At 62.2% G+C, this 11,535-nt stretch carries 15 protein-coding genes; 8 read left to right on the forward strand and 7 right to left on the reverse strand.

The genetic code is table 11. The features are described 5' to 3' along the window. Positions 1-119: 119 nt before the first annotated feature. Positions 120-503 (forward strand): hypothetical protein, encoded by a 384-nt coding sequence (locus tag EAH73_RS22800; protein WP_140469746.1) that lies wholly within the window; start codon positions 120-122, stop codon positions 501-503. 21 nt (positions 504-524) lie between these two features. Here the strand turns inward: EAH73_RS22800 and EAH73_RS22805 are convergent, their stop codons facing one another. Together EAH73_RS22805 and EAH73_RS22810 are read right to left on the reverse strand one after the other, a co-directional pair. After that, the gene (locus EAH73_RS22805) at positions 525-1,022 is read right to left on the reverse strand and encodes a hypothetical protein (protein ID WP_140469747.1); all 498 of its coding nucleotides are present in this window, start codon (positions 1,020-1,022) and stop codon (positions 525-527) included. 128 nt (positions 1,023-1,150) lie between these two features. After that, positions 1,151-1,456: a hypothetical protein gene (locus tag EAH73_RS22810; protein ID WP_140469748.1), complete on the reverse strand. Its 306-nt coding sequence runs from the start codon at positions 1,454-1,456 to the stop codon at positions 1,151-1,153. Positions 1,457-1,630: 174 nt separating this feature from the next. Here EAH73_RS22810 and EAH73_RS22815 point away from each other — a divergent pair, with 174 nt between their 5' ends. Then, positions 1,631-2,062 carry a hypothetical protein gene (locus EAH73_RS22815; protein ID WP_140469749.1) on the forward strand — a complete coding sequence of 144 codons (432 nt, stop codon included), beginning with the start codon at positions 1,631-1,633 and terminating at the stop codon, positions 2,060-2,062. Between the two features lie 222 nt (positions 2,063-2,284). On the opposite strand, the gene EAH73_RS22820 is transcribed toward EAH73_RS22815, so the two are convergent. Next, complete coding sequence (locus EAH73_RS22820; RefSeq protein ID WP_161599664.1) at positions 2,285-2,902, reverse strand: hypothetical protein; 618 nt, start codon at positions 2,900-2,902, stop codon at positions 2,285-2,287. A 441-nt stretch (positions 2,903-3,343) separates the two neighbouring features. Here EAH73_RS22820 and EAH73_RS22825 point away from each other — a divergent pair, with 441 nt between their 5' ends. Further along, entirely contained in the window at positions 3,344-3,733 is a 390-nt protein-coding gene (locus EAH73_RS22825) for a hypothetical protein (protein ID WP_140469751.1), read from the forward strand. 42 nt (positions 3,734-3,775) lie between these two features. Then, positions 3,776-4,267 (forward strand): DUF6756 family protein, encoded by a 492-nt coding sequence (locus EAH73_RS22830; RefSeq protein ID WP_140469752.1) that lies wholly within the window; start codon positions 3,776-3,778, stop codon positions 4,265-4,267. 55 nt (positions 4,268-4,322) lie between these two features. On the opposite strand, the gene EAH73_RS22835 is transcribed toward EAH73_RS22830, so the two are convergent. Next, entirely contained in the window at positions 4,323-5,018 is a 696-nt protein-coding gene (locus EAH73_RS22835; RefSeq protein WP_140469753.1) for a hypothetical protein, read from the reverse strand. A gap of 131 nt (positions 5,019-5,149) precedes the next feature. Between EAH73_RS22835 and EAH73_RS22840 the strand changes: the two genes are divergently transcribed. Beyond that, the gene (locus tag EAH73_RS22840) at positions 5,150-5,416 is read left to right on the forward strand and encodes a barstar family protein (RefSeq protein ID WP_140469754.1); all 267 of its coding nucleotides are present in this window, start codon (positions 5,150-5,152) and stop codon (positions 5,414-5,416) included. 295 nt (positions 5,417-5,711) lie between these two features. Next, positions 5,712-6,197 (forward strand): hypothetical protein, encoded by a 486-nt coding sequence (locus EAH73_RS22845; protein ID WP_140469755.1) that lies wholly within the window; start codon positions 5,712-5,714, stop codon positions 6,195-6,197. A 42-nt stretch (positions 6,198-6,239) separates the two neighbouring features. Here EAH73_RS22845 and EAH73_RS22850 read toward each other — a convergent pair whose 3' ends face one another. Then, positions 6,240-6,611, reverse strand: coding sequence for a hypothetical protein (locus tag EAH73_RS22850; protein ID WP_140469756.1), 372 nt, complete (start codon positions 6,609-6,611; stop codon positions 6,240-6,242). A 248-nt stretch (positions 6,612-6,859) separates the two neighbouring features. On the opposite strand from EAH73_RS22850, the gene EAH73_RS22855 reads away from it, so the two are divergent. Next, entirely contained in the window at positions 6,860-7,138 is a 279-nt protein-coding gene (locus EAH73_RS22855; protein ID WP_140469757.1) for a DUF1294 domain-containing protein, read from the forward strand. A gap of 396 nt (positions 7,139-7,534) precedes the next feature. Here EAH73_RS22855 and EAH73_RS22860 read toward each other — a convergent pair whose 3' ends face one another. Next, positions 7,535-10,306 (reverse strand): malectin domain-containing carbohydrate-binding protein, encoded by a 2,772-nt coding sequence (locus tag EAH73_RS22860; RefSeq protein ID WP_161599665.1) that lies wholly within the window; start codon positions 10,304-10,306, stop codon positions 7,535-7,537. 622 nt (positions 10,307-10,928) lie between these two features. Here EAH73_RS22860 and EAH73_RS22865 point away from each other — a divergent pair. After that, positions 10,929-11,234 carry a hypothetical protein gene (locus EAH73_RS22865; protein ID WP_140469759.1) on the forward strand — a complete coding sequence of 102 codons (306 nt, stop codon included), beginning with the start codon at positions 10,929-10,931 and terminating at the stop codon, positions 11,232-11,234. A 64-nt stretch (positions 11,235-11,298) separates the two neighbouring features. On the opposite strand, the gene EAH73_RS23265 is transcribed toward EAH73_RS22865, so the two are convergent. Beyond that, on the reverse strand, positions 11,299-11,535 hold a 237-nt coding region (locus EAH73_RS23265; protein WP_161599529.1), incomplete at its 5' end, for a hypothetical protein.

The raw sequence follows: 11,535 nt of genomic DNA on the forward strand, positions 1-11,535 counted from the left end.
GGCGTCGCGCCGAGTTCTGCAACAGCCACGGTCGTTTCCAGTATGTAAAATAGCTTATTGCTTACTTTAATCACCCTTTCGCTGAACGGCACCGACCGAGCAACCAGTAGTTTTACGGCATGCAACCCCTCCCCGTCACGTGGCAGCGCTACGACAGCCTCGACACCCTCGAGGGGTTCAACCTGGACAACTTGGGCGGGAGTTCCAGCTTCGAGGAAGGCATGCGCTGGCCGGATTACCTGGCCGGCTACGCCCCGGAATGGCACCCGTACGTCGAGGCCATTCGGCACGCCATGATCGCGGGCCAGGTGTGGGCGGGGGGCGATTGGCACCAGTACAGCCCGAACGGCGTGCCGGTGGTGGCCGGGGGGCACTTTATGGGGTGCGGCTATCGCTCCTGGGGCAATTTACTGGCCGCCGTGTGGAGCASTGAACTGAACYGCGATTTTAGTTACATGGACTTCTACATGGATGTCCGTCTACCTGCTCGACCGTTTAACTAAACTCGATATTCTCCAACAGGCTCATAGCCCTATCCACGAAAAGAACCCGTGAAGCAGGAGCAGGTAAACGAGAGTAGCCAGCACGGTATAAAGCGTGTTGCGCGTGACTCGGTAAGCTGCTAAATCCTGCCACCACAAACGCGTGGTGGTGGCCAGTGTGCTTGCGCTGGCGACAACTTGTGTGCCCGCTAGGTAATCGCCCAGCCGTTTTTGGCCGCCTGCGACAACCAGCAGCACTTCCAGCGGCCACACCATCACCGTCACGTTGCGCAGAAAGGCGCGCAGTTCATTGGCGGATGCTCCGTTGGCTTCTTGTAATTGCAAGCCCAACAGTCGTTTCGCCGGGCTACGACCTTGCAGAAAGTCTTTATTGAGGTACGGCACCAGCAGCACGTAAAATGCCCATTTCGATACCATAGGGGAAAGAACAAAGGCGATGGGCACACACAGCACGCACATGATCACATGGTCGCCTCCCATTGCCAACAAGCGAATTTTCCGGCTTATCAGTGCGGCCATACTCGGGCGAGAAGTCGGTAGCGAGAAGCCGGATATACGAGATGATAGAACACTGTCACAAAGTAACCCTCCTTCGTTTGAACGTGCCTGAGTTTAAAGCCCCACCGTTAAAGTAAACGGACAAGCCTTTAAGCCACTCGGTTGGAGAAGCGCTGGCACAGGAAAACAGCCAACGTGCCCCCCAATAAGGTCGCTACGCCGAGCGTTGCCAGAAACCCAAACACTGCGGCGGCGGAGTGCAGCTGTTGGTTGTCGTCGGCAAACGTCCAGTCGTAGAGCAGCGACGAGCCGATGGCCCCCGCAAAGGCGCCGCTAACAAACCAGGCAATATTCGCGAAGGTCAGCTTCCAGCGGGGGTGAAGCGCAATAACGGCGGCTCCGAGGAGCGCGCTGACCACAACGCCGAAGACAAAGCCAAAGAAGGGAAGCAGCATGGATTGTAAAGTAACCCTCATTTGAATGAATGGAGCGCGTTTACCTTCCGACTGTTTTCGTAAACCAAGGGTATTTTGCAGAAAGCAGTCATCGTGTCAAGGCGCAGGAAGTCCCTTGCAGAACATTTTTTGGTCAATGACCCGATGGGCCCGCGCCCTTTGGCCTTCAGCTATATGAACAAAGTCTTCGGCGTGCTGCTCCTGCTCTCGGGCTTGGCTTGCCTGTTGGCCCGGGGACAAGCGCAGGAAGTTTCGCAACAGCAAGCCATTCATGTTGCCGAAGCATTCATTCAAAAAAATGGCTACACGTTCAAACCAGCAGAAGCCTCAGCGCCTCAATACGAACTCTTCGACGCTGATGAGATGGATGTTCGCGCCATTCTAAAAGCCAGGCGTAACAGTCTTCACCCGAAAGCCTTTTGCATCACAGAGGACTCCGACAGCTGGCACGTGGGCTTTTTATCGACCCGCGTGAACCGCTCCTCGCTTAAGGCTAGTCAACAGCAAGCCAACCTGGCAGGAAGGGTCGTGGTGGTGAGCAAGCGCAACAAAGAGGTCAGGATGGCSCATAAAGACCCCCTTTTCTCCCACTTTAAGAGGTTATAGACCGGCGCGTTGCAATGCCAAATGTTTGCATTTCGCCGCCTGTGTGCCTTTTAGACCGTTTGAGTGAACTTTAGCCTGACGTATTAAGACCCGCGCAAACGCCCCCGCAGACCCGCCAAAAAACGACCGTATTTTGGAGAGCTACCGACAATGGTAGATACGCGAGCCGCCCAGGTAAACATTGAGCAACCGCAATCACGGGGGTGCGGAGACCCTAGCGAGCTAGCGCACCTCTACCAGTCCGGTGCGGGGCTGGTAGAGGTGCGCTAGCTTTGCCGCCACGTCGAGCCGCGCGTACCCCCCGCGCAGCCCAACGTACACCGTATCCGGGCCTGCCACGGCGATGGAATTCGGGGAGAGCCCGGCCCAAAGCGCCCGCGCTAGCACGGTTTCCACCCGAGCGGGGCGCCCCAGCAAAGGGTGCACGATGGCAAAACCCCCACCAAACGCAATGAACGCGTCGGACCCGGCCACGGCCGCCACCACGGGCGCCTGCGCAAAGCGGGCCCGCAGCACGTAGCCGAGGCGGGACGGTTGGCCCGTGACTTCGTACAGCCGCCCGCGGCAATCAAAGTCCACCAAGTCGCGTTCGAGGAAGTACACGGTGCCCTGCACTTGAAACACGGCGCGGATGTTTCCTTCTTTCACCAATACGGGCCGGGCCCGGGGGCCGCGCGGCACGAACACCAGGCGGCCGCCCCATTCGCCGTGGTCACTGCCCTGGAACGTGCCGGCGGCCGTGCGCAGCTGCGGCGCGCGCGCCTTGCCCGCGGGGGCCACGACGACGCGGCCCGCGGCGGTGCGCACCGCGTACGCGGGCGAATCGTACAGGCGCCGCATCACCGGGCCGCCGAACGCCGGCCAGGGCGTTTCCTGAAAAGCAGGCGGGGGAGGCGGGGGGGGAGTACARGCCGCCAGCGATCCGCAGAGCAGCCCCCACCACCACGACGCGCGGATCAGCATGGCACAGGACTTGGTGGTGGAACGCCGCAAGTATACGGCGGCGTGTGCGGCCGGCCGCGCACGCCGGCCGATCGGTTTGTCTCGGCGGCAGGGCACTCGCCAGGTGCTTGCATCGCCGGGAAGCGTCACTAATTAACGCAAATCAGGCCCGATCCAACCGCGTAATTTCACCTGTCCAGTACCCAAACATTTACTGAGACCAGCACTGACTAGTTTTAAGATAGGCCTAGGGCGCGACTCATGATGTCTACCGAACGCTCGTTTACCTTCTGACCGTATTCGTGAACAGCTTTTCTGGTCAGTGGTACCTTTCCCGCTATGGAACAAGCCTTGGCAACCCTGCTGCGCACGATGGTGCACCATGCCACCGTCTTTTTAGCGGATGCGGCCGAGTTCTACCCGTTCGGGGGCGTGGTGGATAGGCAGCACGCCGTGGTGCCGTTGTCCGCCTCGCCGGGCGGCAACTTCCCCAAGTCCGCGGACGTGCTGGCACTGCTGGACAAGGCCATTGACGAGAAATTCCGCCAACAGGAAATACACGCGGCGGCCATCGTGGCCGATACAACCTTTCGGGCCACGCCGGAAAGTGCCCCCATGAACGCCGTACGGGTAACGCTGTTGGTACCGCCTGCAGAACCCGCTGTTCACTATTATCCGTACCGGGTGGTCGCGGGCAAGGTCTCCATCCTCGACCACATCGTCTACTGAACCCTAAGCAAGTACACCCAGCCTGAACAGTACTTTCGTTTCATGTGGAGCGACCTCCGAGCTGAAATTGACCAAGCCCGCCAACGGCTGCAGCTCTCCGCGCAGGACTTTGCGCCCTTACCCTTCACGACCAATTGGGCGCAGTTGGAAGAGAACCTCTACCAAGTGTTCTGCCGCTTGGACCACCCCACCGCGCGCCCGCTGTGGTTATGGGAGCGGTTTCGGCCGGGCGCCGTGGGCTTGGTGTGCGACGACGACCCCCACACCCGCCTGGCCTCTTTGGTGGACCCGGGAGAAGTGGTCTGGCTCGTGCTGAACGAAACGGTCAACATGGGGGACAAATTCTGGTTTTACCAAGGGACGCCCCGCGCCATCGGCCGCGTGCTGGCCGAGTGTTACTACCTGGACGAGGTTTACTTGGTATCGAAAAAGTATGCGTGGCTGCTGTGCCTGAACCACCACGACGTGCTCTTCGGAATTGGGTCCCCCATGCAGGAAAGACTGTTGGCCTGCGGAGCGCAGTTCATTACTTGAAACGCTCGTTTACCTTGGGACCGTTTTCTTGAACGGTCTGCGGGACCCGGCTTGCCTAGCGCATGGGGCCATGCCACCTTGTCTGGTGTTGCAGGACCTGGCCCGTGGCGGCATTGATGTCTACGACTTCAACAGTGCCTGTGGGGTAGGGGTGTCGGCTGTCTCGGGTAAGATAGTTGAACACCGACCAGGTAAAGGCTTTGGTGGTCGGATGGTACGCCAGCAACGCGGTGGGTGGCCCCAAGCCCGGCTGCAAGGAGTCGGCCTGCGCCAGGGCCAGGGCGCGAGCGCGTCCCAGGAGGGCACAGGGCTCCCCGCGCCACAGGAAGTCGGGAACAAAGGCCAGGGTGGGCGCCTCCACCAGGTGCAGCCGTGCGTCCAGGGCCACCAGGACCGGGCCCGTGAGGGTATCCACCGCTTCGCAGCCCGATGGGGTGAGGTGCAGGGTGTAGCGCACTTCAAGCCGGCGCAGGCGGCCCGTGGTTTTCCGGCCGGCCAGCAGGGCCCGGTAACGTTCCTTGCCTGACCCGTGACGGGTGTAGTAAAAGGTGCGGGCCTGGTAGTGGCTCTGGGCCCACAACGCCGGGCCTACCTGCTGGCGGAGCAGACTATCGGCGACCGCTTGGACCCGGACCGCCGGGTAGTGTTGGGCTACGCCGTTGAACGAAACTGCCCCCGCCAGCAACGCCGCCGCGGCGGTTGCCCAACCGGAAACCCGACTTGTTAGCAGGCAAGGAAGAAATGGCGGCATGGTGAGTTGAGCAGGAGAAGCAAAGCCCACCGTAAACGTACTAAAATCAAGGTGTGCGCCAACGCTCCTTCAACTTAACGACGCGTTTAAGGCACCACCGTTAAGGTGAACGCTGGTCAGTACCTTCCGAGATGAAAATTTTCCTGTCAGGGGCCGAGATGACGAGCGAGCTGGCACTACACGCCCAACTCAAACAGAAGCTCTTCTTTCCCGATTATTATGGCGAGAACCTGGATGCCCTTTGGGACTGTATCAGGTGCGTTGATGTGCCGTTAACAGTGGTGTGGCAGGATTTTGCCCAAAGTCAAGAATACCTAGGTCAGTACGCGGAACGAGTGCTCGAAACGCTTCGAGACGCCGAGCAAGATGTACCCGGTTTCATCCTCGAAGTCCGTTAAATTCTTCTTCAACTGAACGGCGCGCGTTTACATTAGTACCGTTTTCTTAAACTCTCCTTCACCTGAACAGCGCGCGTTTACCTTCGGACCGCTTCCATGAACGCAAACTTAGGAGGGCGGCCCTTCGGAACTTCCACTTCGTTCGCGCGGCAGTAGCAACACCTTTGCGCAAACAGAGAAGGGTTAACGCTCCGCCGCATTGCGGGTTACTTTGCGCGGGGTGAGCGTATCAAGGAATTACTGGCGGGCCAGGCACCGGATTCGTTACGCCCTGGCAGCGCCGTCGCCTTACGCCATGCGCCCCCACTTCCTGCTTTGGTTCCTGCTGCCGCTCGCCACTTCCTGCGCCGATTCGGGCCATACCCGCACGGTGCTAAAAAACACCTCCGCTGGCCGCCTCACCTTAGAATGCCTGGCCGATACCGCGTCCGGCGTGTGGAAAGGCACAAAGCCCGAGCAACTGCGCGCGATACAAGCGTCCAACCACGCCGATACGTGCTTTCTGACTAACCCCGAAGGGAAGGTGGTGCTGGTGCATACGCTAGAGGTGGGTGATAGCCTTGCTGTGGGACGTGGTAGCGAAGCCTTTCTGTGGGCTTTTACCACGCCACCCCTTGATTGGGAAGCCGTCACAGTACGGCCGGCCGCCGGACAGCCGGTGCGCTTGACCACGGCTACCATCAAGCAATTCGTCACCGGCACCTACATGGAGGAATATAGCTGCTGTGGCGAGTACGAAAGAATTACCCGAATTTTTAACGTAGCGCTGCCCTCCAATTAACGAACGGGCCGTGTTCACCGACCCACCGTTTACGTGAACAGGTCATGGGTGCTTGAACCGGTAGGGCACCACTCGGTCTTGTTGCCCTAGGAAGAGCGTGTCCGAGAAGGCCCGTTTGCGCAGGCTGTCACCGAGGGATGCATTGGCGAGAAACACCCGGGCGCCTTGCTCACCGACGGGGAAAAAACGGTAGCGTTGCGCGTCATTATCATCGAGCTCCACCGTGATGGAAGAGTTGTGGTCGCCCGAGTCAAGAGAGGTGATAATTCCCGCTGCTTTGGCGCGGTAGAGCGCCTCAAAGTCCTTTTTAGGGGCGGTGAACCCCCAGTAAAGCATGAAGATGCCTAGCAGTTGAAAGGGTAGGTAAAGCCACCACTTCTGCCGATAGGTCCGCAGTACGGAAGACAAGTTCATAACGAAAGATATCCTCCTTCAACTGAACGGAGCGGATTTACGGCCCCACCGTTTCCTTGGACGCCGCGCCATAACTTGTGGCTCCGCGGGTGCACTCTTCGTTTTCCAAACCGCTGGCAGCGCGTTTTCCTTGCCCCTTTTTGAACGCGCCCCACCGGTGCCGACCCGTGCCGCAACCACCCCCGTGCCGTAACCACCCCGGACCGACCCCCAGCACCGCCTACTCCGTACGGCCCGCCGCTCGCCCCATGCCCCTACCCTGGAGTTGCCTGTCGTTTTTCAACCTGCTGTGTTTCCTGCTCTTCGCCTGGGACAAACGCCAAGCCCGACGCGGGCAGCGGCGCGTGGCCGAAACCACGCTGCACCTGGCGACGCTGCCCGGCGCGGCGCCCGGTGCATGGGCGGCGATGGGGCTGCTGCACCACAAAACCCGGAAAGCCGCTTTCTGGGGCGTTACCCTGGGGCTGACGCTGCTGCAAGGGGCGGTGCTCTACTTCGCGTGGCCCTATTTGCCGGTGCCGTTATAACCGGGGCAAACGCCCGCCGGCGGGGCGCAGGGCCCGGCACGAAGCAAGCACTGGCCGGTCCAGCGCCGAAGCGCAGCGGCGGTCATGCGCTAGGGTTCACGCTCCCACCGTTTGGCTGAACGCACTGGTATTCCATGCCAGGGCTTGCCTTCCGCGCTTCCCCTCCCGGGTGTCACTTCCCCCGAAACCGCTCCAGTACAGGCTACAGAACGGCCTTTGCGTGGGTTAAAGCCTGGCGGTCAGCAGCGGGCCGCTCCTGCCCCTTGCCACTGCGGGTCCCGAGCGCGCGGTTTCGTTGCGGAAGCCTGCGCGAAGCGCCCGCCTGGCGCTGGCCCCCACCAAAAAAGCCGCCCCTGGGGTGGGGACAGCTTTTTGTGGGAATGAACGGCGCCGGGGCTACGGCTGAATCAGCACCTTCTGGCGCTGGCTGTGCCCGTCGGCGGTGCGCAGCACGAGCTGGTAGAGGCCCGGGGTGGCCCCGTCGGCCAGCACGGCCAGCGCGTTGGCGCCGGCTTGCAGCTGCACCTGCCGTTGCTGCACCACCCGGCCCAGCTCGTCGGTGAGCAGCAGGGTGGCCGCTTGCGCCACGGGGGCCGTGCAGACCAGCGTGAAGCGCCCCGCCGAGGGGTTGGGGTACACCCCCGCGGCCCGCGGCGCGGCGCCTTTGGCCACCGCGCCGGCCAGGGCCCCGCGGCTCGCGGCCTGGGCCGGACCGCCGCTGAATACCTCGAGGGCCGAGAGCTTGGGCTGGTCCATGCCGCCGCTCAGGTAGGGCACGCTCAGGTCGAGGTTCAGCACGCCGTCGGTGACGGTGACGGCAAAGGTTTCGGTGGCGGCGGCCAGGGGGCCCACTTTCTTGACGATGTCGTAGTGGTCGAGCACCTTCTTGCCCTCCAGGGCGGCGTCGAAGACGCGCTGGCCGGGCTTCGTCCAGTAGAACTCGGCGAAGTGGAGCACCACGGAGTAGGTGCCGTTGGCCACGGGCACGGCGTAGCGGAGCGTGCCGTCGGTGCCGTAGCGCTCGGTCTGGTAGAGGGCCGGGTCGGGCGTGCCAGTGATGGCCACCGCGGTGGCGGCGGCGGCGCTATTCGCCGAGTAGTATTGGTCGGCGGTGAAGGCCCCGCGCGTGGTCGTCAGGGCCCCCGCGCCGGCGTTCAGGCGGGTAGCGACGGGCAGGGCGGGCAGCACCTCAAGGGCCGAGAGCTTGGCCTGATCCATGCCGCCGGTTAGGTAGGGCACAGTGAGGTCGAGGTTGAGCACGCCGTCGGTAACGGTCACGGCGAAGGTCTCCGTGGTAGCGGCCAGGGGCCCCACTTTCTTGACGATGTCGTAGTGGTCGAGCACCTTCTTGCCCTCCAGCGCCGCATCGAACACGCGCTGGCCGGGCTTGGTCCAGTAGAGCTCGGCAAAGTGGAGCACCACGGAGTAGGTGCCGTTGGCCACGGGCAGGGCGTAGGCCAAAGTGCCGTGGGTGCTGAAGCGCTCGGTCTGGTAGAGGGCCGGGTCGGGCGTGCCGGCGACGGGGGCCGTGGTGATAAAGGCGGCGCTGTTGGCCGCGTCGTAGTATTGGTCGGCGGCAAAGGCTCCGCGGGTAGTGGCCAGGGCCCCCCCGCCCGCGTGCAGGCGGTAGGAAACAGGTACGAAGGCCTTCGCCTGGTTCAGGCGAACACTCACGATGCTATTGTCAGACGAAGTAGGCGCGCTGGCGCTGCCGGCGAGGATGTCCAGGTCGCCGTCGTTGTCCACGTCGCCCAGCACCACGGCCCGCAACTCCGCCGCTTCCGGGGCGGCAACGGTCACCGCTACCTCCCGGCTGCCCGTGAAGCGGCCCAAGCCGTCGTTGAGCCGCACGCTTACGGCGGTGGTCATCACGCCGGCCCCTACTATGTCGAGGTCGCCGTCGCCGTCCACGTCGCCCAGGGCCAGGCTGGCGCCCACCAAAGGCGTGCTGATGGCGGTCAGTGCCACCTCCGAGGCCGTGGCGAAGACCCCCGTGCCGTCGTTGAGGCCAATAATTACCGTGCCGCCCACCCGGTCGGCCACCGCCACGTCGAGGCTGCCGTCGCCGTTCAGGTCGCCCAGCACGGTGCGGCCGGCGGTGAAGGGAGCAGATGTGCGCAGGCCCAGCGGCTGGGCAGTTCCAAAAACGCCCTGTCCGTCATTTAGGCTCAAGCTCGCCACGCTGTTCTGGTTCCCAAACAGGTCGAGGTCGCCATCGCCGTCCGCATCGCCAAGCGCTAGGTAGAAGGTTTCCAACGCCAAGTTCTGGGTGCCGCTGAACCCGCCGTGGCCGTCGTTGAGCCGCACTGCCACAACGCCCTTATAAGTTCTTCCAGTACCAGGAATACCCGTGCTGCTTACGCCCAGGAAATCTAGATCGCCGTCGCCGTCAATGTCGCCCAGCACAGTTTGGCCGACGCCAAAGCCCAGCGGCACAGAGCCACCGGCCGTGAAAGCGCCCTTGCCGTCGTTGAGGTAAGCTATTGCGGCCCCAGGGGCTACGCCTGGGTAGAAGGTTATCAGTAAATCCAGGTCGCCGTCACCGTCCACGTCGCCTATCGTCAGGGCCGTTATGTTGTCGCCCACAACAAACGAGTGAGGGCTGTTGGTGTATGTGCCGTCGCCCCCGTTCAGGCGGATGCTCACGTCGAAGTTGCCATTGGCTGTGAGAATGTCCAGGTCGCCGTCGCCGTCCACGTCACCGGTCACCATGTCGGCGAGCAGCCTACCCGTTGGTACGTCTGAACCTCCGCTGAAGAGGCCGTTGGTCGGGCTGGTGGCCGTCGTGAACTGGAACACCTGCGGCTGGGCCGCGGCGCCAGTGCTGCTTTGGGCCCCGGCCGTGACGATAGCCGACACGGTTTCGCCGGCCCGGAAGGCCGTGGTGGGCTGGAAGCTAAGCGTACTGCCGCTGACGGTGGCCGTGCCGGCCTTGCGGCCCCCGGCCTGCGGGCTGAACACTTTTAGGGCCCCCTGGGTGGCGGCATTGTTAGCTAACGCTATGCTGAAGGTGGCGGCCACGGGTGCGGGGCGCGGGGCGGCCACGGCGTTGCGCGCGGGCGACACGCTGGTGAGGGTAAGGGGTTGGGCGTGGGCCGCGCTGGTGGCCAACAGCAGCCCCGCCAGGAGCGGGCCGGTGCCCCGGCGCACGGCCGCAGGGGGAGGCAAAACAGTAAAAGTTGGGCGCATACAGGAGGGACGGAAAATGTGGAAACCGTTGCGCCGACCGCAACGGCGGCCAGGCAATGGTCCAAATGTATCGCACAGATGCATAAAACTCTATATCATATTGAATAAGTAATAAACTGGTGGCTTGGCGGTGCCTGCGGAACGGTTCTGGCAACGAGTGCCCCGCCGCCGCTGCGCCCAAAAGCCAAGGGGGTAGTTGGCAGAGGAATGGCCATTGACTAACCATTATGCAGCAATAATGCCATTGGGCACGTGGGCCTGGTGGTGGGGGCCCCTACCACCAGGGGGCCCCCACCACCAGGGGGCCGGCCGCCGTCGGGCGGGCCGGTGGGGGGGGCGCTGGCGGCAGGCCCGCTCAATCGGCGTGCCGTCGRGCGAGGCGCACAGCCGGTGGGGGCCCTCGTTAAAACAGGGCGAAAAATTGCGTTAAGGATCTTACGACTTCAATAGGCCGTTTTGAGGCAGCGCATTGACTCGTGGACGCCAATCAACGGCACACTGTACGCCTACAGGAAAAGGCTCGTTTTGATATTCGGACCGTTTCAGTGAACTGCAAGGCTTTGTGGGCCTGCGTTGGGCAAACCCTTACTTTTAAAGAATTATGAGCACGCCCCCAAAACGCTTTGCTGACGCCCCCGACACGGCTGTCATTACCACGGTCTACGTCGTGCGTCAGGAATCACCGATTCTGTTTGTGGCGCATTTCGACGATGGCTATTGGCAATTCTCGGGCGCAGAAGGCCACGAACAAGGGTTGCCAGACGAAGACTACCTCGTTTTGCGCTTGGACGAGGTGGTGGCCCTGGATGGGACCGTCGTGGAGGTGTCCGACCTGCCGAGGGGAGCCGCAGCCACCCGAGCAACCAAGGGAGKTGAGTGGGTTCTCTCAGAACTCGTTGATGAATAAACGCTCCTTCAACTGAACGGAGCGCGTTTACCTTCCGACCGTTTTCTTGAATTAGAGAGTCTACTTAGGCAGCGAACTCCGAGAATCCCAAACTGAAGCGCAATCCCTGCGGACTGACCTCTTTGAATGCCTCCTTCAGGGCTTCCGAGACAAATATTGACTCTTCTCCGAAGCGGTACATGTCCAACCCACGGCCGCTGTAGGCTTCAATGGCATCGGTTTCAAGCGAGCGGTGGATGCGGACTTCTAAATAATTGTCCCGGACGAGGTGGCGCACGCCATCCGTCACCGTGACCGCACG

It is taken from the genome of Hymenobacter nivis, from assembly GCF_006439025.1.
In the GTDB taxonomy this organism is placed as follows: domain Bacteria; phylum Bacteroidota; class Bacteroidia; order Cytophagales; family Hymenobacteraceae; genus Hymenobacter; species Hymenobacter nivis_A.